Below are 24,857 nucleotides of genomic sequence, written 5' to 3' on the forward strand. Positions count from 1 at the left end.
TGGCAACGGAAAACCGGCCTCAGATTACGATCGGCCCGCGTTACGGTCAAGCGAACGTGCAGATCGCACCGAGGACGGCGTCTTTCGTGTACTCCTACGGACACGAAAGTTGGTCCCTGCTGGTCTTTGGTCGCATGTTGTTGACGATCAGCGACCTCTGTTCATAGCTTGGTTTTGCTTGGGTACTGCCGAGTGAGGAGAAGTTCCCTAGTATGAATGATTCAGGCGAATCCGAGATGCCTGCGGGAACGCTGGTAGAAGTCCTGAGAAAACGTTCAGCCGATTCCCCGGACGACATGTTCTGCGCGTTCCTGTCCGGCAGTGTGGAGGCCGCGGAGCAGGCGAGCTGCGCGGAACTCGACCGCGCGGCCCGGGCGCGTGCCGTGCTGCTTCAGCAACGCGGTATCGCCGGCGGCAACGTCGTGCTCGCCCACCCGTACGGTCTCGAATTCGTCAACGCCTTCGCCGGGTGCCTGTATGCGGGGGTCACCGCCGCACCGGTGAAGATGCCGCGAGGCCAACGCGACATCGACCGGCTCCGCCGCGTCGCCGACGCGGCCGGGACGCGGATCGTGCTGACCACCGGGCAAGCACTCCGGGAAATACGATCCCGTTTCTCCCACGCACCCGAATTGCAGGACCTGGTCCTGATGGAAACGGACGGTGTCCCGGATGAGCTGGCCGACGCATGGGTCCCGCCGGACATCGACCGGCAGCACATCGCGATGCTGCAGTTCACTTCCGGTTCGACCGGGCGGCCAAAGGGCGTGATGGTCTCCCATCGCAACTTGATCGCAGACGCCGAACTCATCGATCAGACCTGGCACATGCGGGACGGCGGGGTGGTGGCCTCCTGGGTCCCGTTCCACCACGACCTCGGTCTGGTGTACAGCATCGTCGCTCCCTGGGTCCTCGGTGTTCCGGCTTATCTGATGTCACCGGCGTTGTTCGTCAGGCGCCCTCGACGGTTGTTGGAGGCCGTTTCCCGGTTCAAGGCCACGCACATCAGCGGTCCCAACTTCAGCTTCGAACTGTGTCTGCGCGACGCGCCGGCCGACCTGGGCGAGTTGGACCTGTCGAGTCTGCGGGTGGTGGTCAATGGCGCCGAAGTGGTGCGCGAGCGCACCGTGCGGCGATTCGCCGAGACGTTCAAGCCCGCCGGGTTCGATCCGAGGGCGATGTGCGCGAGCTACGGAATGGCGGAGTCGACCCTTGTGGTCTGCGGCTCGCGGGCCGACGAACACCCCAAGGTCCGGTGGTTGTCCGCGTCGGCGCTGCACAACGGCCAGGTCTCCGCGGTCGCTCAGGACGATCCCGCCGCCGTACCCGTCGTGAGCTGCGGACCACCGATGCCGGGCGTCGACATCCGCATCGTCGATCCGCACACCCTGCGCGAGCTGGCCGATGAGGAGATCGGCGAGTTGTGGGTGCGGGGTCCCTGCGTCGCGCAGGGCTACTGGAACCGGCCGGACGCCACCCGGGAGACCTTCCAGGAGCACATCGCCGGACAGGAGCACGACGGCGCATTCCTGCGCACCGGCGACCTGGCGTTCCGGTACGACGGAGAACTGTACATCTCCGGCCGGCTGAAAGACCTGATCATCGTGGATGGGCAGAACTACCATCCGGAGGACATCGAATCCGTCGTCGAGGATTGCGATCCCTCGCTGGCGACCGTCTCGTGCGCCGCCTTCCCCGTCGAACGGGACGGCGCGGAGCAGGCGGCGGTGGTCGTCGAGATCACCGCGCGCACCCTGGCCGACACCACGGCCGACCAGTTCGCCGAACGGGTCAGGGACGTGATCTGGAACCGGTGCCAGCTACCGGTCGCCGAGGTGGCCGTGGTCCGCAGGGGAACCCTGGCCAAGACCTCTAGCGGCAAGATCCAGCGCTCCGAGAACCGGCGGCTGCTGGAAAGCGGTGGCTTCGACGGGCAGATCGTGGCTCGCCTGCGCGCCGGACGGAGCGAGCCGGCGCACAGCACACGTGCCGCGCCGCCGGCCACTCCCCTGAGTCTGGTCCGACCGATGGTGCGGCTGGCGCTGTCCCGGATAGCCGGCGTCCCCGCGGAACAGATCGCCGACGACCGGCCGTTCGCGCACTACGGACTGACCTCCGTAGGCGCGCAGCAACTCGCCGTGGCGGTCGAGGCGGTCATCGGTCGGTCGATCGACGTCACCATGGTGCTCAATCACCCCACCGTTGAGGAGTTCACCGAGGCGCTGGGCCGTTCGGAAGAGGTGGTGTAGGAATGGATCCGATGGCGGCTGATCACGGTGATCGCGACATCGCAATCATTGGTATGGCATGTCGTTTCCCCGGTGAGGCGAGGACGGCCGAAGACCTCCTGCGGCTTTCGCTCGATGGTGTCGACGCGATCACAGAAGTGCCGGAATTCCGGCAACTCGGTGATCTGTACTCGCCCGATCCGGGCGAGCCGGGACGGACCAACACCCGGTGGATCGGCGCTGTCGACGGGATCGACCGGTTCGACGCCGAGTTCTTCGGCATCACGCCGCGGGAAGCCGAACAGATGGATCCCCAGCAGCGGATCCTGCTGGAGACGGCGTACGAGGCGTTGGAACTGGCAGGGGTTCCGCCGACGAGCCCGCAACTGGCCGCCGGGGGCGTGTTCTGCGGCATCAGCGACAGCGACTACGGCCGGCTGCTCGGCCGGCAACTGACCGACCTCGGTGGGCACTTCGTCACCGGTCATGCCGGTGCCATCGCAGCCAACCGGCTGTCGTACGTGCTGGACATGCACGGCCCCAGCATGGCCGTGGACACCGCCTGCTCGTCCTCCCTGGTGGCCGTGCACCTCGCGGTGCGTGCGCTGCGCGAGGGAGACTGCCCGCTGGCCCTGGCCGCCGGGGTGAACCTGATACTCGCGGCCGACGACTGGGTGTCCTTCTCCCACGCCGGCATGATGTCCCCGACCGGACGGTGCCATTCCTTCGGTGCGGACGCGGACGGTTTCGTCCGCGCGGACGGCTGCGGCGTACTGGTGCTCAAGACGTTGGCCCAGGCTCAGCGGGACGGCGACGAGATCCACGCGGTGATCCGCGGCAGCGCGATCAACCAGGATGGGGCCAGCAACGGCCTCACCGCCCCCAACGGCCCGGCGCAGGAGGCGGTCTACCGTGCCGCGTTGGCGGATGCCGGAGCGCGTCCTGAAGAGGTCGGCTATGTGGAAGCGCACGGGTCCGGTACCCCACTGGGCGATCCGATCGAGTTCGGCGCCCTCGCCGCGACGTACGGGAAGGCACCCGCGGGAAGCCCTCCGTGTTACGTGGGGTCGGTGAAGTCCAACATCGGACACACCGAGGTGGCCGCGGGATTGGCCGGCATCATGCGACTGGTGGCCTGCTTGCGGTCCGGGCGCATCCCGGGTCTCCTGCACAACGAGGAACTGAACCCTCGCGTGGCGGAGAACAGGGGGCGGCTCGATGTCGCCCGACAGAACATGCGCTGGCCCGACGGACCCGGTCGTCGGATGGGCGCGGTCAGCGCGTTCGGCTTCGGCGGCACGAACGCGCATGTCATCGTCCAGCAGGCGGAACCGGTGCCCCACGTCCCGTCGGCACCCGCACCGCCGACACTGGTGCTGCCGCTGTCGGCCAAGGGCAAGCAGCCGCTGCGGGAGCTGGCGCAGCGCTACCTGTCCCGGCTGTCCGAGGACGGTGGCGCGGCGGCAGCGGACCTGTGCTACAGCGCCTCCGCGCGGCGCGCCCACCACCCGGAGCGCATCGCGTTCAGTGGACGGAACGGCGCCGAGCTGCGTCAGGCAGTGGAGTCGTATCTGGCGGGCGGAGCGGCGCCGGACACCGCGGACGGACCGGTCTGGCGGGACAGCGTCTTCGTCTTCCCGGGACTGGGACCGCAGACGAGCGGGCTCGGTGCGGCGCTCCTTTCGGAGCCGACGCTGGTCGAGCACGTTCGCCGCTGTTCGGACGCCTTCGCCCCGTTGCTGGACGTGTCCCTGTTCGCGTTGCTGAGCGAGGGCGGCCCTGAGGTCAACGAGGTAGCGCTGGCCCGGACGGACATCGCGCAGGCTCTGCACTTCACCGTGCAGAGCGGGCTGGCCGAGCTGTGGTCGTCGTTCGGCCTGCGGCCGGCGGCTGTGATCGGGCACAGCGCGGGGGAAGCAGCCGCCGCGTATGTGTCCGGCATGCTGGACTTCGACGCCGCGGTGGCGCTGGTCGTCGCACGCGGGACGGTCATGCAGCACGCTGCCTGCGATCTGCGCATGGTGGCGATCGCCGCCCCACCGGAGAAGATCCGCGACCTGCTCGCGCGCTGCCCGGAGGGCGTCGTCCTGGCCGTCGACAACGGGCCGAGCAACGTCACGCTGTCCGGCCCGGCCGAGCCGGTCGAGGAACTGGCCGCACAGTTGAAGGCAGACGGCTACCGGTGCCGGTTGCTGTCGATACGATTCGGTTCCCATCACCCCGATCTCGCACCCGTCGGCGAGGAACTCGCCCGCCGCGGCGCCGGCGCCGCGACCGGCCCAGCGTCCGTCCCGCTGTTCTCCTCGATCACCGGCGCTCTGCTCGACAGCACGCAGATGGATGCCGCGTACTGGGGTCGGGGCATCGTCAACACCGTGCAGTTCCGCTCCGCCGTGCAACAGGCCGCCAACATGGGGTTCACCAGTTTCCTCGAGATGAGCCCCCGGCAGGTACTGCTCGGCCCGGTGCACACCAGTGCGGCCGCCGTAGGCGTCCGGGCGAGCGTGCTGCACGCGCTCGGTGAGGACGAGGAGGGCACCGTGTCCGCGCGGGCCGTGCTGCCCGAGCTGTACGTCCGCCGCGCTGACCTCGACTGGTCGGCGGTGTACCCGGGCGGGCGTTTCCTGCCCGGCACTCCGTCGTATCCCTGGCAGCGCATCCGCCACTGGGCACTGGACAGCCGGACGCCCACCGGCACCGAACCGCCACAGGAATCAGTCAGGAGGAGCAAGGTGCCCGCAACACAGGAGCAGGCCCTCACAGAGGTGGCAGACGCGGTCTCCGTGGTCTTGAAGTACCCGAGGGAAAAGGTCACGCAGGAGTCGTTCTTCCTCGAACTGGGCGCGGACAGCATCCTGCTGCTCCAACTGGTCACCACGTTGAACAAACGTCACGGCACGTCCTTCAAAGCAACCGACCTCTTCGAGAAGTACCAGTCCGTCGGTGCTCTCGCGACCGCGCTCGCCGAGTCCGGTACCTTCCGTGCGGACACCCCCAGCGAGCCCGAAGCCCCCGCCGTACCGGTTCAGCAGGTTCCCGCACCGGCCGCGCCAGGCGGCCTCGCCGTACCCGTCCAGCAGATCACCGCGCCGCCCGTCGCCCAGGGCTCCGTCGTACCGGTCCAGCCGTTCACGGCGCTTCCTACGGCCACCGGCCTCGACGCGGTGGTGCACGACCAGCTCGCGCTCATGCGGCAGCAGTTGGCCCTGCTCGGCGGCGCGCCGGCCGTCCAGGTCCAGGAGGCCGCGCCCGCCGAGGAGCCGGCCCCGCAGCGCACCGCACCCGCCAGTCCCGCTCCACCCGCGACCACCGCGCCCGCGACACCCGCGACCACCGCGCCCGCCGGACCCGTGACCATCCCCATCCCCGTACCGGCGGCCGGAGCCAGGTCCACGGGCTCGACCGGCAACCGGCTCACCGGCAAGCAGCGGGCCTACGTGGACTCCCTGGTGCAGCGCATGGAGGAGCGCAGCCCGCAGTCGAAGAAGCTCGTCGCCGCACACCGCGCCCGCATGGCGGAAAGCCGCCCGTGGGGCAACTTCCGGCCCGAGCTCAAGGAGCTCAACTTCCCCATCCTGATCGACCGGGGCCGGGGAGCCCGCTTCTGGGACCCCGACGGCGCCGAGTACATCGACTACTGCGTCGGCTTCGGCGTCCACTTCTTCGGCCACAACCCCCAGTTCATCCAGGACGCGATCGCGGAGCAACTGCCGCGCTCGTTCATGCTCGGCCCCCAGGTGGAGACCACCTACCGGGCCGCCGAGACGTTCTGCCGGATCACCGGGCACGACCGGGTCTCCTTCTGCAACACCGGGTCGGAGGCGGTGATGGGCGCGGTACGCCTCGCCCGGCTCGCGACCGGCCGGCGGAAGGTGGCGTACTTCGAGAAGTCCTACCACGGCATCACCGACGGGGTGCTCGGACGGAGCGGTGAGGAGATCGGCAGCGTCAGCCCGATGGTGGACGGGGTGTCGCCCGGAGCACTGCTGGACACGGTCATCCTGCCGTACGACGACCGGACGGCCTTGGACTACATCGCCGCCAACAGCCACGAGATCGCCGCGGTCGTCTGCGAACCGATCCAGGCGCGCAACCCCGTGGGGAACCCGGCCCCCTTCTTACGTGAACTGCGTCGGCTGACCGAGAAGACCGGCACGGTGCTGATCTTCGACGAGATGATCACCGGGTTCCGCATGCACATCCGTGGTGCCCAGGGGCTGTTCGACATCATGCCGGACCTCGCGACGTACGGAAAGGTGCTCGGTGGGGGCCTTCCGGTGGCCGCGATCGCAGGCAAGCGGGCCCTCCTGGACGGGCTCGACGGCGGCAGTTGGAACTACGGCGACGACAGCGCTCCGGACGCGGAGACCACGTTCTTCGGGGGCACGTTCCAGAAGCACCCGCTGGCGATGGCGGCAGCCAACGCCGCCCTGGAGTACCTGGAGGAGCACCAGGACACTGTCTACCCGGAGATCAACGACCGGACCGCCCGGCTGGTCGATGCGATGGACGATCTGTTCGTCCAGCACGAGGTGCCGTACTCGCTGGCGGCCAGCGGCTCGCTCTTCCGCTTCCAGTACCGCGGAATGTCCAACCTGTACCACCCGCTGCCGCTGGAGATGCTCTACCACAGCATGCTGGCGGACGGCATCTACATGTGGGAGGGCAGGACGTTCTTCATGTCCACCGCCCACACCGACAGCGATGCCGAGCGCCTGATCGACGCGGTGGACCGCGGCCTGCACGACCTGCGGAAGGCGGAGTTCCTGGACGCCGTCGCCACCCCGCCCCCGGTGCGGACGGCGGACCGCTGGCGGATGTCCGCCCAGCAGCACGAGGTGTGGGAGGTCAGCCAGAAGCTCGGACCCGAGTCGGTCTGGTACAACGAAACCCTGGTGCTGAAGCTCACCGGCGAGCTGAACCTGCCGGCACTGGACGCCGCGCTGAACGCGGTACGGCAACGGCACCCGGCACTGCGCGCGGTCTGCTCCTCCGACGGGCACGACCTGGTCCTGGCCGGCGGCGCCGAAAGCGCGACACCCGTCCACGAGGTGGCCGAGACAAGCGATCTTCAGGCCGTGATCGACGAGTACGCCAACACGCCGTTCGACCTCGTGGAGGGACCGCTGTTCCGTCCCACCGTGCTGCGGCATTCCGACAGCCACTACCTACTGGTCTCGGCCCACCACCTGGTCTTCGACGGCACCTCCATGGTCGCCGTGTTCGACGACCTCGCCGACGGCTACACACGTGCCACACGAGGGCTGGCTCCGGTGACGATGCGGGGCGCACGGTCGCAGCCGACGCCCCAGGAACCGTCGGTCGAGGAACGGCGTGCGGCGCTCAGCTACTGGCGGCAGCGCCTGGACGCACCTCCCGCGGCGGCGTGGGACGCCCCGGACCGCCCGGCGAGCGCGCCGGGGACCCGGCAGGAGCTGGAGTTCGGCCCGGAGCTGTGGACGGCGCTGGTGAAACGGTGCAAGCAATTGCGTTGCACACCGTTCATGGCGGTCTTCAGCGCGTTCACCGCGGCGCTGCACGAGGTGACCGGCCGCGACGACCTGGTGGTCAGCACCCCGCTCGACCAGTGCCGAGGCGAGTCGGAACAGGACTTCGTGGGGCACTACGTCAGCTACGTTCCGGTGCGCAGCCGGCTCACCGACACCGACTTCCCGGCGCACCTTCGGCGCTTCAGCAGAATGCTCGGCGAGGACCTGGCCAACGGGATCCTGCCGCTGGAGGACGTTCTGGTCGATCTCGCCGACCGGGGGAAGCTCGTCGACCCCTGGACCGGCCGCCAGCAGTTCACCTCCGTGGTGTTCAACCTCAACCGCCCGATGCCGACACCGACGATGGGCGACCTGGATGTCCAGGTGAGCATGCCGTCCACCATGGAGGCGATGTTCGATCTGCTCTTCGACATCATCCCGATGGAGGACAAGGTGTACGTGGAGATCGTGCACCGCGACCAGATACCCGCGGACGACGTCGCCCGGCTCTGGACGCGCTGGCTGGAGCTGGTGCGCGAGACCGCGGACGGAGCGTCCTGAATGCCCCGGCACGACACCGAGTCCATCGCCGGCCTGCTGCGGTCGGCGGGGGACCGGAACCCCCAAGCGGTGGCGGTCCGCACGCTGGACCGGGAACTCACTTACCGTGAACTGCTCGGCAAAGCCGATGCGATCGCCCGGCGACTGGACGCCTTGGGGGTACCGGTCGACGAACCCGTCGGCCTGTTGCTGCGGCGCACACCCGAACTGATCGCGGCACTGCTCGGCGTGTTGCTGTCCGGCCGGACCTACCTGCCCTTGGACGCCGCCCATCCCGCGGACCGGATCGCCTTCCTGCTGGCGGATTCGGGGGCGCGGCGGGTGCTGGTCGACCAGGACTGCGCCGGTTCGGTGCCACCAGGGCCGTGGACGCTGATCGACGCCGACGCGTGCATGGCCGACGACCACGAAGGTGCACTGCCGTTCCGTACGACGATTCCGGGGTCGACCGCACTGGTCATCTACACCTCGGGCACCACCGGCAAGCCGAAGGGGTGCTGGATCACCCACCGGAGCCTGGACAACTTCGTCCGTTGGACCGTCCAGCACTGTCCTCGTGACACATTCGAGTGCAGCGTCGCGGCGACCTCGCTCTGCTTCGACTTCTCGGTCGCCGAGATCCTGCCGGCACTGGTCGTCGGCGGTTCGGTGCTGGTGCTGAACAACCACATGGAGCTGGCGGACCTGCCGGCGCACGTGCAGCCGACGCAGATCAACGGTGTGCCCAGCGTGCTGAGTGACCTGGTACGCGACCGGCCGCTGCCGAGCAGCGTGCGGCTGGTCACCCTCGGCGGCGAAGCCGTGCCGCCCAGTCTGGTCGCCAGGCTGCTCGACAGCGGCGTTCCCCTGGTGCGCAACGTGTACGGGCCGACCGAGACCACCGTGGTCGCCACATCGACGTATCTCACCCGTGCCGACACCGATCGGACATGCTCGCTCGGCGATCCCGTCGACGGGGTGGAGATCTACCTGGTCGACGACACCTTCCGACCGGTTCCCGACGGGACCGTCGGCGAACTGGTGATCGGCGGCATCGGCGTCAGCAACGGTTATCCCCGGCTGGCGGCCCTGACCGCCAGCAGGTTCGTCGCCGACCCCTTCTCCAAAAACCCCGGCCGTCGCGTGTACCGGACCGGGGACCATGCGCGGCGCACCGAAGACGGCCGGCTGGTGTTCGTCGGCAGGCGTGACCACCAGGTCAAGATCCGCGGTGTGCGGATCGAGCTCAGTGAGATCGAGCAGGTGCTGATGAGCCACCCCTCGGTGTCGACGGCCGCGGTGGCGGTCGCCGGTACCGGACCGGGGCAGTTCCTGCTGGCCTACATATGGCCCGCCGACCACGGTGACCCGCCGACGGTCGCCGAGCTGAGCGCGCACGTCAAGGCCGAGCTGCCGACGGCGCTGTGGCCGGCCCACTATGCGTTGCTCGACGAGCTTCCCCGTACCACGAACGGGAAGGTCGACCGCTCACGGCTGCCACGTGAACCGCAGTTCCTGTCCGACGGTGTTCCGGGGGCACCTGGCGTCGCGAACGAGGAAGTCGCGCTGCTGGAGCGGCGTCTGGGCGAGATCTGGGCGAGCGCGTTGAAGGTTCCGGCGGTGCGGCGCGACGACAACATCTACACCCTGGGCGGCAGTTCCCTGACCCTGATCAGGGTCAGGGCCTCGATCGCCGCCGAGTTGGGGATGGAGGTGCCGATGTCGGTCCTCATCGACTGCCCGACCGTGGCCGAGCTGGCCACCGAGCTGCTCGACGAGTTTCTGCTGACCCTGACATGACGCGGCGAGGTGTGGTGCCGAGCGGACTGTTGTCAACTGCATGGCCGACATTGAGGAGAGCTGGAGAGACATGCGTGCCGAGAGCCTCATCGGGTCGACGTCGCGAAGGGCGGATCGATGACCATCGAAAACCAGACGGCTGTGCTGGCCGGGCTCGGTACCTGCCTTCCCGTGCGGGAAGTGGACAACGCGGAGCTGGTGGAGCGCCTGGGCGCCAGCGATGCCTGGATACGCGACAGGACGGGCATCGCCGCACGGCGGATCGCCCCCGCCGACCTGTCACTGGCCGACCTGGCCGTCGCGGCGGGCGGGAACGCGCTGAAGTCGGCCGGTGTCGCCAAGGCCGACGCGGTGGTGGTGGCGACGTCGACCCCTGAGCGTCTGCTCCCCGCTGTGGGACCGCAGATCGCCAGCACGCTCGGCCTCGGTCACGCGGCCGCGTTCGACGTATCCGCGGGGTGCTGCGGTTTCGTCTACGCGCTGACGGTGTCGGCCGGTCTCATCGCGACCGGCCTTGCCGAAACCGTCCTCGTGGTGGCCCCGGAGAAATTCTCGACGGTTGTCGATCCGACCGACCGCACCACGGCGGTGCTGTTCGGCGACGGTGCCGGAGCGGCCGTGCTCAGGAGCGGCCGGCGCGACGAGCCGGGGGCGCTGCTCGCTGTGGACTGGGGAAGCGATGGCACCGCCCGCGACCTGATCCGGGTGCCTGATCGGCGGGACGGCTATCTCTCGATGACCGGCAAACGGGTCTACCTCAAGGCGATCGAGCACATGACGAGTTCGACGCTGCGAGTACTCGACCGGTGCGGCTGGGCGACCAGCGAGGTCGACACCATCGTCCCGCACCAGGCGAACATGCGGATCATCCGGGCCGTGGCCCAGCGGCTCTCGGTGCCCGAGAGCAGGACGCTGTGCACGTTGGAGCGAACCGGGAACACCGGGGCCGCGGCGGTTCCGCTCGCCTTGACGCGGGGGCAGGCGGACGGGGTGGTAGGCGCGGGCGACCGCATGGTGCTCACGACCTTCGGCGCCGGGCTCGCCTGGGCATCGGCCGCACTGGTGTGGCCGGAGATCACCGCGGTCGAATCAGAACTGTGAGAGAGGAAACCTCATCATGATCTATGACTACCTGCGCACCCTGCTCCAGGAGACCTTCCGGGTCGACGGCGAGATCACGCCGGACAAGAGCCTCGGGGACCTCGACCTCGACTCGCTGAACACGGCGGAGATCTGTGCCGCCCTGGAGGACGACCTCAAGGTGTCCATCGACGACGAGGAAGTCACCCAGGCAACCACCCTGAGTGAGCTGGCCGATCTGTTGCAGAGCAAGGGCGTCGTCCTCGCCGGATGACCCCGCGGGCACCAGCGGCGGAGTGGCGCTGCGGCACATCTCCCGGTACCGCAGCGCCTGTAAATGTGATGGACATCACACGGGGTGGGGTGGAGGCCACTCAATTGGGTTCGACGGGGGCCGGCCGGACTGGGCGGCTCTGTTTTTGGGCTCCGAGAGGGTGAGCAGGGACCCTTCGGTCTTCGATTCGGTGCCTGTGGTGGGTCCGGGTCCGCCGTGCGTGGTGTCGCCGCGGCGGGGTGTGTCGTGCCGGTGTCCCGCCGGCCCTCTCCGCGGTAGTTCGAGGCGGGGAACGCGCTGCGGGCCGTCTTGTCATTCGTTTCTCTGTTTCCGGCGGGAGTCGCGCCGGGCGTCGCTCCGATTTGAATTACCGGTATCGATAACCTGCGGGCGTAAGGCCCCGGTAAGCATGTCAGTGCCACAGGAAAGGCGATTGATTTCAACCGGGTTGCAGAGAACACTGGATTACGTAAAGGGGGCGGTGATCCACGGAAGGGAGGTGGCGAATCATGGGTGTCAAGATGACGATGACCACCCGATGCTCGGTTTCCCTGCAGCGGGAGCAGCTACGGATGGTCATCATCGTCGTCGTCCTCGTGCTCTGGCTTGTGCTGGCGCAGGTGCACGGGGCTGCGACGCCGGTTGACGCGCTGTTGATGCGCATCTGAGGAACCTGTCCGTTCCTCGCGAAGGGCGGTTGCCAACGGGGCGGCCGCCCTTTCGCCTTGCCAGATTAGCGCGGAAAGGGCGAGGGGTGAAGTCCTTTCCCGCGCCGACTCGGCCCCGACGCTTGAAACTGCCCGGTAATGTCTTCGCTCATGGCCCGAAAGGGCGGGATTCGAAGACATCACGTCGTCAGAATGCGCCGAAAGGCATCGATGCCCTGCTCGTCGGTGGCCATGACCGGGCCGGCCTCGGTTTCGATCCAGGCGTGGAACCGGTACGGGTCGGCGGCCGTGCCGATGCACCACGTCGTCCGGCGTCTGCGCAGGGCCAGCAGCGTGAGCGCGGCCAAGGAGGTTTCGAGGCAGGCCGCGCGTCCGGGACAGCGTGCGGCAGCCTGTCGTACCGCTGCCAGAGCCGCCGCGGCCTGGGTCCCGGTGGCGTCGAGCCGGCACCAGTGGTGTGAGGTCCAGCGCACCACCCGCAGGAGCACAGGGAAGGGCAGCCGGATCAGTACCAGGGCGATCAGCAGGCAGAGCAGTCCCAGCGGAGAAGTGCGGGGGCTGGGCAGGCGGCCCGGGCGGGGCGCCTGCGCCCCGGGATCGGCCGCCATGGTCACCTCCGCTGTGTCGGCTGCGCTGCGTGCGTCGTCGGCGAGGGGATGCGCGCGACGTGCCGGGACGGCAGCGGTTCCGGGCGCGCCCGGGCCGTCGCCCGGCCCGTTCCCGGTGGCCGCTACGGGTTCCTCGCCGGGGGGCGGGTCCCCCTGCCCGTCCGCGGGACAGGCGGTGAGCAGACCGCGTTCGAGGAGGGCGTCGGCCAGTCGCCGCGCGTCGTGACGGATCAGGTCCCCGCTCAGCGCCGGGAAGTGGTGCGCCGTCACGCGGACGCCCGTCTCGAAGTCCCGGCTGCGACGCCACTCCCGCCACAGTAGTCCCGCCACGGGGTTCATGGCGAAGCAGTGCCCCGAGCGGGTGTCCAGCAGTACGGCCTCTCCGTGGTCGCCCGGGCTCTCCTGCACGAAGTCGGGTACGTGCAGCCGGTTCACGGCGCCTCCCCGGCCGTACCGAGACCGTCCAGCCAGACGTCCACCCCCACCAAGCGGTTGAGCGCGGAGAAAGGGGCGGCAAAGCCGTGTACGGCGGCGTCCAGGTCGGCGATGACGCGTGCGGGCTCGATGACGCCCAGGTCGGCGAGCGGCGAGCGGGCCAGCCGCGCACGCAGATCTGCCGCGGCGCGGCGAACACCCCGGTAGTCCTCGGCCGCGTAGGCGCCCTTGGTGCGCCGGTCCAGCACGGCGTCGGGCACCGCACCGGCCAGCGCGGCCCTCAGGAGCGGTTTGACGGTGAAGGGGTCCGCCTTCGCCGGCGTCGGCAGGCTCATCGCCGCCCGGACGACGGCCCCGTCCAGGAAAGGTGCTTGCGGCCACACCCCGAACGGCCGGGCCACGTCGACCAGGTGACTGTGCAGGCCCGCCGAGGTGTGCAGTTCGGCGAGGGCTGCGCGCGTGCCGGGACCCGGCCCCGGCCCTTCGCGCCGTATCCGCCCGGCCCGCTCGACGGCCAGTTCGGCCAGGTCACGGCGGGCTCGTGGGGTCAGCCACGCAGCCTCGGGGCCGGGCGGCGGCCACCAGGCGATGGCGTCCAGCCACTGCGGCGGATGCGTCGGCGACTGCTCCAGCCGTGCGGCCAGGTCGTGCAGCGCCCGGTGGATCGGGGTACGGGCCAGCCGCACGGCCCGACGGGCGATGGCGGCGGGGGCCACGCGGCGCAGCCTGCCCAAGGCGAGGGCGTCGTGTGCGAGACGGCCCACCGCCCGGCCCGCGGCCACCTCGCCGAGGTGTGCGGGCGGGGCGGTCAGCAGGGCGTCGCCGCCCTCACCCGTCATATGGACGCCGCCCCCTCGGCTCGCGATGTGACTCAGGCGGCAGCGGAGCCGGGCGACGATCGCGGTGGACGGATCTGGCTGGTCCGGCCGTCCCCGCGCGCTCAGAGCGGCGTACGGCAGTGACGTATCGCCGCCCACGGTCTGGTGCAGCCGGACGGCGGCCGATGCGCGGGCGTGCCGCACGGCGTGTTCCAGGTCGCCCGCCGGGGCTCCCGGATGGTGATAGACGAAGGCGTCCGGTGGTTCTTCCGCCGCCTGCGCGGCGAGGAAGGCCAGCGAGGTGGAGTCCAGGCCGCCGCTGAAGTCGCAGGTGACTCGGGGGGCGCCGTGCACGCGGAGGGTGACGGCCTGCCGCAGGGAGTCGCGCAGCCGGGCCGCGGCGTCCTCCATGCAGGCGTCGGCGTCGGGGCCGGGTGCGGCGTAGGACCGGGTGACGGCGGTCGTGGCGCGGTCGACGTGCAGGGCCTCACCGGGGCCCAGCCGGTGCACGCCGGTGAGGGCGGTCCGTGTTCCGACGAGTTCCGGCACCGCGGGGCAGGCGATGTGCGCCGCGAGCGCCAGGTCGTCCGGGGCCGGCTCCCGTCCCGTCAGGGCGGCCACGGCGGTGGCGCGGGTGGAGACGACGGTACGACCGTCGCGGTGTGCGTAATAGAGCGGGAACTGACCTGCCGGGTCGGTGTAGGCGGTGAAGCGGCCGCGGTGTTCCAGCACCAGCAGCAGGTAGGCCCCCGGCCACCGGGTCAGTGCCTCCCAGTCGCCGTCGTGTGCGGAACGCCTCAGGTCGTCCTCCATCCGTGCGGGGCCGGCCAGGCACTGGCCCACGGCGACGACTCCGGCCCGCTCCGTCGCCGCGGTGCGCACCTCTCCGGCGTGCCAGTCACCCCATGACCACAGCCGGGGGTCGGCGGCCCAAACCTGTGCGGCCGGCGCCGGTGGACGGGGCCCCGGCGGCAGGATCGCCGCGACGACCGGTCCGGCCGGCAGGCGGACGCCGAGGTCACCGGTGTCCGGGCCGGTGCCGGTGATGCCGGTCGTGCCGGGGTAGACGGCCACGGCGACTCCTACCAGTAGTACTGGGCGTTGGCGTCGGCGTTGCCGTTCGGGGAACTGCCCAACGTCAGGTCACGGACGTGTCCGAGAGCGACGAGGGAGGGGGACACATAGGCGGCGTCCTGGTCCGGGGGCGGCCCGTCCGGGAGCGTTCCGCTTCCGCCGTCGGCAGCGCAGCCGGACAATTGCTCGAACAATCTCTCATAGGACATGGGGCCGCCTCGGGTCACGGGCACGGTTTACCTCACCAGGAAGGACAAGGCACAAGGGAGTGGCCTTTCCGGCCACCGGTCCACATGAGCGCAGTATGCCACGGGATCTTTAGGCGCAGCCGGGATTCAGCAAGCCGTGCACGCAGCGTCTGACCAGCGGGTATTCCCTCGTCTTTCGGACCGGTGAACGGCACGGGCACCAGCCCGTTCCTGGTGTGCGGCACGCCCTCCGTGCAGTTCGATATCGGCGGCGTCGGCAATTGAAGCCGATATCGCGGCCGGCTTGGCGCGCGTCCATCATTTCGAAGGGCCAAGCACGGCAGAGGCACCTCACGGAATTCGATCGCCGCGGCACAGCGCCCGCGACCGGGTCACACCGTGCTCTTCGGGCTCTCCTGACCGCGCAGCCCGAGGACGAGGGCCCCCTGGGCCTCGGCCCGCGTCCCCAACTCACTCAGTTCCAGGATGGAGCCGGAATCCTCGGCGACCGCGCCGGGGAGGGCGAAGCGGTGCAGCGACTCCTTGCAGCCCTCCAGGAGCAGGTGGCACTCCGTGAGCTGGCCGCCCACGACCACGACATCGGGGTTGAGGAGATTGCACAGTTGGGCGAGGAGGGATCCCAGGGTGCGTCCCGCGTCCTTGATCACGCGCATACAGACGGGATCCTGCTCCCGGGCGGCCCGGATCACGTCCTCCAGGTGCTCGAAGTCCGCGGCGCCCGTCCTGGTGCGGGCCTGGCGCACCCGCTGCACCAGTGCTTCCGCGCCGATCACGGTCTCCAGGCAACCGCGGCCCCCGCACTGGCACATCACACCGTCCGGCTCCAGGGTCAGGTGGCCGATCTCCCCGGCCATTCCGCCGCGTCCGCGGAGCAGGTTGTTGTGGATGATGATCCCGGCTCCGGCGCCGGTGGAGACCTTGACGTAGATGAGGGTCTCCGCGTGTTCCCGCCGGCTGTACGTCTGCTCGGCCAGCGCACCGAGGTTCGCGTCGTTGTCGATGACCGCGTGCACGCCGAGCCACTCCCCCAGGTCCCGCGCCGGGTGGTCGCCGTTCCGCCAGGGGTGGAGGACGGGCCGCGTGAACTCGTTCGTGCGCGGATCGATCATCCGCGGCACGGCGATGCCGAGCGAGAAGACATCGGACAGGGTGCAGCCGGTGTCCCTGACCGCCTCCCCGATCAGGTCCTGGACGTCGGGGCGGGCGCGGTTCCAGCCCCGGCTCACCCCTTCCGCGTTGGCGCGGACGGACACGGTCTCGTAATCCTTGTCCAGCCTGCGCGCGACCACCGTGACGTGGTTGAAGCCGACGTGCACCCCCACGCCGACCAAGTCGGTGGGTACCAGGCACACCTGGCCGGCTCGCCCCCCGTCCGTCCGGGCGCCGGTCACCAAGCCTTCCCCTTCCAGTTCCCGGACCGCGGTGGACACCGTCGCCTGGGAAAGCACGGTGCGCCGGGCGATACCGACCTGGGAATCCGCCTTGATCGCGATGGCCAGCAGTACCTTCCTGCGGTTCTCATTGCGTTTCGGTGATCCGGCTAACCCGTTGAAGAAGTCGCGAATGCCAGCCATGACGCCCCCCTTGCCTGCCCCCGCAGGCAGGTCGCTTCCCCCTCGACCGTAGCAGGTGGATCTTCGAATTGAAGGAGGGGTGACTTCGATTGACATGGCGATCACCGCGGCCACCCGAAGTCCACAATCCGAGCACGTCCGGCAACCATGATGGGAATTGACCGAAAATGACATTCGGAGGCCGGGCGGTTCATATGAATGTCCGATCATGCATACGGTTGTGCGTACGCCGTTCGGGGGGGTGAGGAAGGCCGTTTTGGCCGTTACCAACACGACCGAAATACATGTGTTCGAAATCCCGACCGGCTCGTTGAGCCACAGGAGCACGGCCCGGAGTGAGGACTCCGAGCCGGCTCGGGTCAGGAGGCGTGCTGTGAAGAGGTTCCTGGGACGGGTGCGGATGGCGGAGCCGGAGGTCTCCGACGCCGAGGAGGAACTCTTCGGCGGTCCCTTGCGCTACGACCTGGGCTGGTCGGAACACGAGCGCGCCAGGCTGGACTTGACGATGCTGTCGGCGCTGCGCTCCATGCCCAGGCTGGTCGGGGCGACGTTGCGGATGGCATGGCAGGCGGACCGGCGCGCGCTGCTCACGGTCGCGATCAGCGAGATCGGACAGGGTCTCGCCGCGGCCATCGGGCTGCTCGCGGTCAACGCCGTCATGCACGCGCTGCTCGGCTCCGGCACCCCCGGGCAGCGGCTGCACGCGGTTCTGCCCGGGCTGCTCGCCGCCGCCGGAGCCGCGGTGGTCAACTCGGGCCTGGCCGGATGGTCCACCTCGCGGGCGGGCCGGCTGGAGCCGCTGGTCGAGCGGATCGCCACGACCCAGTACCTGGCCGCCGCCGCGTCGGTCGAGCTGGAGGCCATCGAGGACCCGGAGTTCCGGCGGTTGATCGATGTCGCCCAGTACGGCGCCGGATCCGCCCGCCGCATGATCAGTGCCTGCGTCGCCGCGCTGAACGGGACCATCTCCCTGATCTCCACGGCCGGCGTGCTCACCATCCTCCACCCGGTCCTGCTGCCGATGCTGATCCTGATCGCGGCGCCGCGCGGCTGGGGCGCGATGCGGGTGGCGCAGGAACGGTATGTGTCGGTGATGAGCTGGGTCGAGCACGTACGGGCCAGCCGCCTCATCGGTAACCTGCTCACCGAGCGCACCGCCGCACAGGAGGTGCGCATCCACGCCGTCGGGCCGTTCCTGCTCAGCCGCTACGAGCGGATGGCCGAGAGCGCCGAGGCCGAGCAGGAGCGGCTGGCCGCCGGCAAAGCCGTCACCGAGTGGGCGGCCGCCGCGTTGTCCGGCCTCGCCATGGCGGCGACGTACGCGACCATGTTCTGGCTGATCATGAGCGGGCACATGAGTCTGGCCGTGGCCGGGACCGCGGTCATCGCCGTCCGGTCCGGCTCGGCGAGCCTGGGCGCGCTGGTGATGAATGTGAACCAACTCCACGAGGAGTCGCTCTACGTCCGCGACCACGCCCGGTTCCTGGACGAGGCGGCACGGCGCACCATCCCCAGCGGGGGCGGCCCCGTCCCGGCACAGGTGAGGCAGGTCGTCCTGGAGAGTGTGAGCTACCGCTACCCCGACCGGGAAGTCCCGGCCCTGGACGAGGTCTCCCTCACGCTGCCCATGGGCTCGGTCACCGCCGTGGTCGGCGAGAACGGCTCCGGCAAGAGCACGCTGATGAAGGTGTTGTCGGGCCTGTTGCTGCCGCAGACCGGGACGGTGCTGTGGGGTGAGGCCGACATCGCCTCCCTGGACCGCTCCGAGGTCTTCGACCGTGTCTCCCTGCTCACCCAGGACTTCCAACGCTGGCCCGTGACAGCGGCGTTGAACATCCGCATCGGCCGACCCGCCCGGCCGGCCGACCCCGAGGACCTGCGGCCTTCCGTGGACTACGCGGGTGCCGGCCCGGTCGTCGCCAAGCTTCCCGAGGGGCTGCGCACCCTGCTGGCCCGGATGTTCCGCGGCGCGAGCGAGCTGTCGGGCGGCGAGTGGCAGAAGATCGGCCTCGCCCGCACCCACTGGCGCAGCGCCACCTCGGATGCCGACGGCGTGCTCATCGTGGACGAGCCCACCTCCGCCCTCGACCCGGAAGCGGAGATCGCCGCCTTCGACCGCATCCGCCGGCTCGCCGCACCGAACCGGGCCGTCGTGCTGGTCACCCACCGCATGTCCGGCGTTCGCCATGCCGACCGCATCTACGTTCTGCACCACGGACGGCTCGTCGAGCACGGCAGCCACGACGAACTCATGGCCACCCGAGGTCGCTACGCCTCGATGTTCGACGCGCAAGCCGCCCAGTACGCCCCGGCGGGGACCATCCCCCGCCCCGGCTCCCCCACCGTCGCGGATCCCGCATGACCTCCTCGCCCCGCTGCGCCGCATCCCGGTACTTCAGCAGGTCAGTGAGGATTCCTCCGCGGTTTCAACGGGACCGTGGGCAGCTCGGGGGCAGGAAGCGGGTCGCCGTCGTAGCCCTCGACCGAGCCGAAACGGTCCCCCGACACCCACGCATCGCGTGCCCGCGAGATCTCTTCGGAAGACCGGCCGATGAAGTTCCACCACATGACGATCTCCTCGCCGAAGGGCGGACCGCCCAGGAGGACGAGGCGGGCGGTGTCGGGGCCGGTGTTCGTGAGGGTGAGGCGGGGGCGGCCGGGGGCGGCGTAGCCGAGTTCGGCGGGGTCGAGGGGGGTGTCGTCCAGGCGGACGGTGCCGGTGTCGACGAGGAGGCCGTGTTCGAAGCCGGGGTCCACGTCGAGGGTGAGGGCGGCGCCGGGGTCGAGGGTGAGTTCGGCGCCGAGGAGGGGGGTGAAGGTGGGGACCGGCGAGGTGTCGCCGGCGAGGGTGCCGAGGAAGACGCGGGCGCTGCCGCCGTCCAGGGGCACGGGGACGGGGACGTAGTGCTGGAAGTCGGGGGCGGTGTCGCGGTGGGCGTCGGGCAGGGCGACCCACAACTGGACGCCGTGCAGGACCGTCGTGCGCGGGGTGGACACCTCGGAGTGGCTGATGCCGCGGCCGCCGGTCATGAGGTTGAGTTCGCCGGGCCGGACGTAGGCGTGGCTGCCGAGGCTGTCGCGGTGTTCGATCTCGCCGCTGAACAGCCAGCTCACCGTCTGCAGACCGGTGTGCGGGTGCGGGGCGACGTCCATGCCGCCGGTCGCGGACACGTCGTCGGGCCCGTAGTGGTCGGCGAAGCACCAGGCGCCGATGAGGGTGCGGGCGCGCTGCGGCAGGGTGCGGCGGACCGGCATCGCGCGGGGGCCGCCGAGCGGCACCTGCCGGGCGGTGAGGACCTCGATCGCGGCCGTGCCGTCGCCGCCGGACCCCGCCGCACAGCGCAGCTCGGCCGGCTGCGTCTCGGTGTTACTCACAGGTGCTGCCCTCCCCAAGAAACGTTCGACTTTCAACATCCACCCGACGATGATAGGTCCAGCACCGAGTGATCACCCGATGAAGGGAAGCACATGACGGAGACGGCCAAGGTGAGATCGGGCGACCGGGTCTTCATCGACAAGCAGCATCCGGCCGCCTATCGCGCGCTGGTCGCGGCCGCGGAGGCCGTGCGGGGCGCGGCGGACGCCGCCGGGCTGGACCGGAGCCTCGTCGAACTGATCAATCTGCGGGTCTCCCAGCTCAACGCCTGCGCCTACTGCCTGGACCTGCACACCCGCGCGGCACTGCGGGCCGGTGAGACCACCCAGAGGCTGGGTGTCCTGGCGGCCTGGCGTGACACCGAACTGTTCGACGCCCGGGAGCGCGCGGCCCTCGCCCTCGCGGAGGCCACCACCCACCCCGCCGACGCCGCCGCGGGGGCCACCGCGTACGCCGAGGCGCGGGCCGCGCTGACCGACGACGAGATCTCCGCGGTGATCTGGGCCGCCGTCACCATGAACGCCTTCAACCGGATCTCGGTGATGAGCAAGCACCCCGTACGGAAGAGTCCGGTGACCCCCGCGCGGTGATGGCGCTCGGCGCCCGGTCCGCCAACACTGGGGGCAGGCGGGCGACGGGGAGGGACCGGCATGACGGCACGGGCGGAGGCGGAGGGGCGGGCGGCACCGCCCGAACGGCGGCCGGAGCTGGACGCGTTGCGGCTGCTGGTCGTCCTCGGGCTGGTCTTCTTCCACTCGGCGCTGGTCTTCGCCGCCGACAACGACTTCTACGTCAAGAACGCCGAGACTTCCCAAGCCGTGCTGATCGTGGCCGGGTTCGGGGTGGTCTGGGCGATGCCGCTGCTGTTCCTCATCTCCGGGTTCGGCGCCCGGCACTCGCTGCGGCGCCGCGGCACGGGCGGCTTCGCCAAGGAGCGGCTGCTGCGGCTGGGGGTGCCGCTGGTCTTCGCGACCGTCGTGCTCAATCCGCTGCCGCAGTGGCTGCGGCAGCGCGCGGCCGGCGTCGGCTACGACGAGTCGTACCTCGGTTTCCTGCCGCACTTCTTCGACGTACGGCTGGAACTCGACGAGGCGCCGTTCGTCGTGCAGGGCGAGCACTTCGAGACCGGGCACCTGTGGTTCGTGGTCCTGCTGCTGGCCTTCTCCCTGCTGCTGGTGCCACTGCACCGGTGGCTGCCGCGCGAGCGGGTGCGCCGGGCCGGTGAACGGGTGGCGCGGGCGGCCGGGCGCCGGCCGGGCGTCGTGCTGCTGCCCGCGCCGGTGTTCTCGGTGTTCTGCGCGTTCGCGCGGATGGAGGAGGACTACGCGGGCTGGCACCGCTGGTCGTACCTGCTGTTCTTCCTCGCCGGCTGCGCGCTCGCCGGCGAGGACCGCTTCCGTACCGCGATGCGGCGCGCCGCCGTGCCCGCGGCCTGGATCGGTGCGCTGCTGTTCGTGGCGTCCGGTCCGGGCTTCGCCGTGATCGAGGAGCCGTTCACGGAGATGACCGTCCCGGCCGTCGTCACCCGGGCGCTGTTCGGGGCGGCGGGGTGGTGCCTGGTCGTCGCCATCCTGGGTCTTGTCGACCGCCACCGGCTGCGACGGCTGACCGGCCCGCCCGGCCCGCGGGGCCCATCGGGTCCACCCGGCCCGGTGCGGAGCGGAGAGGCGGCGGGACGGCGGCGGCGCGTGTACGGCTATCTCGCCGCCGCCGTACTGCCGTTGTACGTGCTTCACCAGCCCGTCGTCGTCGCCGTCGCCTACTTCGTGGTCGGCTGGTCCGCGCCGATCCCGGTCAAGTACGCCGCGCTGGTGGCGATCGCCTTCGCGCTGACCCTCGCCGGGTACGAACTGGTGGTGCGGCGTACCCGGGTGACCCGTTTCCTGTTCGGGATGCGCTGACGGGCCGCCGGGCGGGCGTCGTGACGGTCCGCTCCGTTACGTCGTGAGGTCCACCAGGACCTTGCCGACCGTGTGCCCCTCCACCGCGCGGTGGGCGTCGGCGGTGCGGGCGAGGGGGAAGCGGACCAGGGGGAGGCCGTGCTCCTCGCCGACCGGCAGCGCGCCGTCCTGGAGCGCGGCGGTGACGTCCTCGACGGCCGCGGTACGCGCGTCCTGGCCGGCCGTGTAGAGGATCAGGAACTGGAGGCGGGTGTTCAGCACCATGTGCGGCAGGACGTCGAGTTCGACGGGCTTGCCGCCCTCGTTGGCGTAGACCGCTATGGTGCCCCGGGTGCGCAGCACGGCCAGGTCCAGGGCGAGGTTCGCGCCGAGCGCCACCTCGGTGACGATGTCTATGCCGTCCGGGGCGGCCTTGCGGATCTCGGCGGCCGGGTCGCCCTCGCGGTAGTCGACGACGTGGTGGGCTCCGGCGGCGGTGGCGAGGCGGGCCTTCTCGGGGCCGCTGACCGTGCTGACCACGGTGGCACCGGCCCAGCGGGCCAACTGGATCACCGCGTGCCCGACCGCCCCGGCGCCGCCCGCCGCGAGCACCACCCTGCCGTCGAGCGCCCCGGGCGCCAGCCGGCGCGGCCCGTCCTCGGCGACGGTGAGCGCCCGGTGCGCGGTGAGCGCCGGGACGCCGAGCGAGGCGCCGACGTCGAAACCGGCGTCGTCGGGGAGGGGTACGGCCCGGTCGGCGGGTACGACGGTGTACTCGGCGGCGGTGCCGGTGGGCCGTCCGGCGGCGGCCATGAACACCCAGACCCGCTGCCCCGTCCGGCCGGGGTCGACGCCCTCGCCGACGGCGTCGACGGTGCCGGCGCCGTCGAGGTGCGGGGTGACCTCGGGGAACCGCTTGGGGTGGCCGGGACCCGAACGGGCCTGCCAGTCGGTCGGGTTGACCCCCGACACGGCGACCCGGACACGCACCTCGCCGGGACCGGGCTCGGGCAGGTCGCGGTCGACGAGGCGGAGTACGTCGGGGCCGCCGTTGTCGCGGTAGACGATGGCCTTCATGGTCCGTCGTGTGGGCATGGTGGTCCTCGGAAGGTGTGCGGTGGCGCGGGGTGGTTGGTTTCGGTCGGGGCCGCGGTGTCCGGTAGGGGGTGATACCGGGATGGGGGCCCGGCGACAGGACGGGCGGTCCCGGTCAGCCGAGGAGGATCCGGCTGGAGCGGGAGCGCACGGCGTCGAGGGTGGCGAGGGCGGCGGCGTCGAAGGTGATGCCGCCGGCGGCCACGTTGGCCTCCAGGTGGGCCGGGTCGGCGGTGCCGGGGATGAGCAGGACGTTCGGGGCGTGGTGCAGCAGCCAGGCGAGGCCGACCTGGGAGGGCGTGACACCGAGGGACTCGGCCACCGCGCGGACCGCCGGTTCCTCGGTGACCTTGGGCAGGCCCGGCATCGCCCCGCCGAGCGGGAAGAACGGCACCCAGGCGATGCCCTCGGCCGTACACAGCCGCAGCATGTCCTCGTCGTCGCGGGAGACGAGGCTGTACGCGTTCTGTACGCAGACGATGCCGGCCGGCAGGGCGCGGCGCAGCCCGTCGAGGGTGACGCAGCTCAGGCCGATCGCGCCGATCTTGCCCTCGTCGCGCAGGGCGGTCAGGACGGCGAGCTGGTCGTCGAGATCGACGATCTGATCACCCTCGGCGCGCACCCCGGGGCCGGTGTCCAGACGGCGCAGGTTGACCACCGCGAGCCGGTCGGTGCCCAGGCTCCGCAGGTTGTCCTCGACGGCGGCGCGCAGTTCCGCCGGGCGCTGGGCGAGCCGCAGCGGCATGGGCCCGCCCGGGTCGGGGGCGGCACCGACCTTGGTGACGACCATGACGTCGTCCTCGGGGCGCAGTGTCTCGCGGAGTACGTCGTTGGCGAAGCCGAAGCCGTAGAACTCGGCGGTGTCCACGTGGTCGACGCCCAGTTCGACGGCGCGGCGCACCAGCGCGACGGCGTCCTCGCGGCGGTCGCGCAGCCGCTCCAGTTGTAACGCGCCGTAGCCCACCCGGAAGACGGTGCGGCCGGCGAACGGTGCGGTCGGGTCGGTCATGAGGGGGTCTCCTCGGTCGATTCGGTTGATTCGGCTGCTTGATCGGGTTCGGTCGGTCCGGTCGGTTCGGTCGATCCGGTCGGTGAACGCAGGGCGGCGTAGAGCAGTTCGGCCTGGTAGAGCGCCATGACCCGGTGGGCGATGGGGGCGGCGTGCTCCCGGGCGCCGGCCGGGTCGTGGTGTTCGACCTCGATGAGCCAGGCCGTGACGCAGTCGTGCAGCATGGCCCGCATCCGGTCGGTCATGTCGGTGACGACATCGCGGACGACCGGGTCGGTGGTCGCCTCGCTCCAGGTCTGGACGCCGACCCGGGCCGCGGCCGGGTCGATCGCGGCGACCAGGCGGTCGAGCAACTCGTCGGGGCCGGGCGGGGGCTGCTCCGCGGCGTACTCGCCGAGGGCGTCGGCGCGCCGGGCGAGCACCTCGCGGGCGGTGGCCCGGACCAGGTCGGCCTTGTCGCGGTAGTGCGCGTAGATGGAGCCGGCCGAGAGGCCGGACTCGGCGATGATGTCGGCGATCGAGGTCCGCGCCAGGCCGTTGCGGGCGAAGCAGCGCAGGGCGGCCTCGGCGATCTGAGTACGCCGGAGTTCCTTGCGCGCATCGGTGAGTCGCGGCACCACAGCCCCCACAAAAAGAATACGTGTTTTCCTTGCGGAGCAGCCTAACAGAATGGCTGTTCCTTTTGCGAGGGCTACGGTCT

At 70.6% G+C, this 24,857-nt stretch carries 17 protein-coding genes; 9 read left to right on the plus strand and 8 right to left on the minus strand.

The annotated features are described in order from the left end of the window. Window positions 1-212: 212 nt before the first annotated feature. From IE316_RS08500 to IE316_RS08525, 6 genes are all read left to right on the plus strand, one after another. Entirely contained in the window at window positions 213-2,249 is a 2,037-nt protein-coding gene (locus IE316_RS08500; protein ID WP_190203541.1) for an AMP-binding protein, read from the plus strand. A gap of 11 nt (window positions 2,250-2,260) precedes the next feature. Beyond that, a complete protein-coding gene (locus IE316_RS08505) occupies window positions 2,261-8,278 on the plus strand; it encodes a type I polyketide synthase (protein ID WP_268257634.1) in 6,018 nt (2,005 codons plus the stop codon). Next, the gene (locus IE316_RS08510) at window positions 8,279-10,057 is read left to right on the plus strand and encodes a non-ribosomal peptide synthetase (RefSeq protein ID WP_190203543.1); all 1,779 of its coding nucleotides are present in this window, start codon (window positions 8,279-8,281) and stop codon (window positions 10,055-10,057) included. It begins immediately after the preceding gene. A gap of 117 nt (window positions 10,058-10,174) precedes the next feature. Then, window positions 10,175-11,158, plus strand: coding sequence for a beta-ketoacyl-ACP synthase 3 (locus IE316_RS08515; protein ID WP_190203544.1), 984 nt, complete (start codon window positions 10,175-10,177; stop codon window positions 11,156-11,158). Window positions 11,159-11,174: 16 nt separating this feature from the next. Beyond that, window positions 11,175-11,411, plus strand: coding sequence for an acyl carrier protein (locus IE316_RS08520; protein ID WP_190203545.1), 237 nt, complete (start codon window positions 11,175-11,177; stop codon window positions 11,409-11,411). Between the two features lie 509 nt (window positions 11,412-11,920). Next, a complete protein-coding gene (locus IE316_RS08525; protein ID WP_190203546.1) occupies window positions 11,921-12,079 on the plus strand; it encodes a hypothetical protein in 159 nt (52 codons plus the stop codon). 179 nt (window positions 12,080-12,258) lie between these two features. Here IE316_RS08525 and IE316_RS35390 read toward each other — a convergent pair whose 3' ends face one another. The 4 genes from IE316_RS35390 to IE316_RS08545 form a co-directional block, all read right to left on the minus strand. Next, complete coding sequence (locus tag IE316_RS35390; RefSeq protein ID WP_229910277.1) at window positions 12,259-13,122, minus strand: lasso peptide biosynthesis B2 protein; 864 nt, start codon at window positions 13,120-13,122, stop codon at window positions 12,259-12,261. After that, window positions 13,119-15,014 carry an albusnodin/ikarugamycin family macrolactam cyclase gene (locus IE316_RS08535; protein WP_190203547.1) on the minus strand — a complete coding sequence of 632 codons (1,896 nt, stop codon included), beginning with the start codon at window positions 15,012-15,014 and terminating at the stop codon, window positions 13,119-13,121. Before IE316_RS08535 ends, IE316_RS35390 begins: the two co-directional genes overlap by 4 nt. An 8-nt stretch (window positions 15,015-15,022) precedes the next feature. After that, entirely contained in the window at window positions 15,023-15,223 is a 201-nt protein-coding gene (locus tag IE316_RS08540; protein ID WP_190203548.1) for a lasso RiPP family leader peptide-containing protein, read from the minus strand. A gap of 371 nt (window positions 15,224-15,594) precedes the next feature. Continuing rightward, window positions 15,595-16,797, minus strand: a complete 1,203-nt coding sequence (locus IE316_RS08545) for an ROK family transcriptional regulator (RefSeq protein WP_190203549.1) — start codon at window positions 16,795-16,797, stop codon at window positions 15,595-15,597. Between the two features lie 373 nt (window positions 16,798-17,170). Here IE316_RS08545 and IE316_RS08550 point away from each other — a divergent pair, with 373 nt between their 5' ends. Further along, on the plus strand, window positions 17,171-19,159 hold the full coding sequence (locus IE316_RS08550) for an ABC transporter ATP-binding protein (RefSeq protein ID WP_190203550.1): 1,989 nt from the start codon (window positions 17,171-17,173) through the stop codon (window positions 19,157-19,159). Window positions 19,160-19,200: 41 nt separating this feature from the next. Here IE316_RS08550 and IE316_RS08555 read toward each other — a convergent pair whose 3' ends face one another. After that, window positions 19,201-20,172: a pirin family protein gene (locus IE316_RS08555; RefSeq protein ID WP_190203551.1), complete on the minus strand. Its 972-nt coding sequence runs from the start codon at window positions 20,170-20,172 to the stop codon at window positions 19,201-19,203. A gap of 93 nt (window positions 20,173-20,265) precedes the next feature. Here IE316_RS08555 and IE316_RS08560 point away from each other — a divergent pair, with 93 nt between their 5' ends. Beyond that, window positions 20,266-20,763 carry a carboxymuconolactone decarboxylase family protein gene (locus tag IE316_RS08560; RefSeq protein WP_190203552.1) on the plus strand — a complete coding sequence of 166 codons (498 nt, stop codon included), beginning with the start codon at window positions 20,266-20,268 and terminating at the stop codon, window positions 20,761-20,763. A gap of 60 nt (window positions 20,764-20,823) precedes the next feature. Next, a complete protein-coding gene (locus IE316_RS08565; RefSeq protein WP_190203553.1) occupies window positions 20,824-22,074 on the plus strand; it encodes an acyltransferase family protein in 1,251 nt (416 codons plus the stop codon). Between the two features lie 36 nt (window positions 22,075-22,110). Here the strand turns inward: IE316_RS08565 and IE316_RS08570 are convergent, their stop codons facing one another. The 3 genes from IE316_RS08570 to IE316_RS08580 form a co-directional block, all read right to left on the minus strand. After that, the gene (locus tag IE316_RS08570; protein WP_308438904.1) at window positions 22,111-23,148 is read right to left on the minus strand and encodes an NADPH:quinone reductase; all 1,038 of its coding nucleotides are present in this window, start codon (window positions 23,146-23,148) and stop codon (window positions 22,111-22,113) included. 115 nt (window positions 23,149-23,263) lie between these two features. Next, window positions 23,264-24,157 carry an aldo/keto reductase gene (locus tag IE316_RS08575; RefSeq protein ID WP_190203554.1) on the minus strand — a complete coding sequence of 298 codons (894 nt, stop codon included), beginning with the start codon at window positions 24,155-24,157 and terminating at the stop codon, window positions 23,264-23,266. Further along, on the minus strand, window positions 24,154-24,774 hold the full coding sequence (locus IE316_RS08580; RefSeq protein ID WP_190203555.1) for a TetR/AcrR family transcriptional regulator: 621 nt from the start codon (window positions 24,772-24,774) through the stop codon (window positions 24,154-24,156). Before IE316_RS08580 ends, IE316_RS08575 begins: the two co-directional genes overlap by 4 nt. Window positions 24,775-24,857 lie beyond the last annotated feature (83 nt).

The organism is Streptomyces fumanus, from assembly GCF_014655295.1.
Taxonomy (GTDB): Bacteria; Actinomycetota; Actinomycetes; order Streptomycetales; family Streptomycetaceae; genus Streptomyces; species Streptomyces fumanus.

Coding starts and splice junctions, on each gene's coding strand:
- IE316_RS08520 (WP_190203545.1), top strand. CDS start 11,175: ATGATCTATGACTACCTGCGCACCCTGCTCCAGGAGACCTTCCGGGTC.
- IE316_RS08510 (WP_190203543.1), top strand. CDS start 8,279: ATGCCCCGGCACGACACCGAGTCCATCGCCGGCCTGCTGCGGTCGGCG.
- IE316_RS08560 (WP_190203552.1), top strand. CDS start 20,266: ATGACGGAGACGGCCAAGGTGAGATCGGGCGACCGGGTCTTCATCGAC.
- IE316_RS08570 (WP_308438904.1), bottom strand. CDS start 23,148: ATGCCCACACGACGGACCATGAAGGCCATCGTCTACCGCGACAACGGC.
- IE316_RS08505 (WP_268257634.1), top strand. CDS start 2,261: ATGGCGGCTGATCACGGTGATCGCGACATCGCAATCATTGGTATGGCA.
- IE316_RS08545 (WP_190203549.1), bottom strand. CDS start 16,797: ATGGCTGGCATTCGCGACTTCTTCAACGGGTTAGCCGGATCACCGAAA.
- IE316_RS08540 (WP_190203548.1), bottom strand. CDS start 15,223: ATGTCCTATGAGAGATTGTTCGAGCAATTGTCCGGCTGCGCTGCCGAC.
- IE316_RS08525 (WP_190203546.1), top strand. CDS start 11,921: ATGGGTGTCAAGATGACGATGACCACCCGATGCTCGGTTTCCCTGCAG.
- IE316_RS08565 (WP_190203553.1), top strand. CDS start 20,824: ATGACGGCACGGGCGGAGGCGGAGGGGCGGGCGGCACCGCCCGAACGG.
- IE316_RS08575 (WP_190203554.1), bottom strand. CDS start 24,157: ATGACCGACCCGACCGCACCGTTCGCCGGCCGCACCGTCTTCCGGGTG.
- IE316_RS08515 (WP_190203544.1), top strand. CDS start 10,175: ATGACCATCGAAAACCAGACGGCTGTGCTGGCCGGGCTCGGTACCTGC.
- IE316_RS08500 (WP_190203541.1), top strand. CDS start 213: ATGAATGATTCAGGCGAATCCGAGATGCCTGCGGGAACGCTGGTAGAA.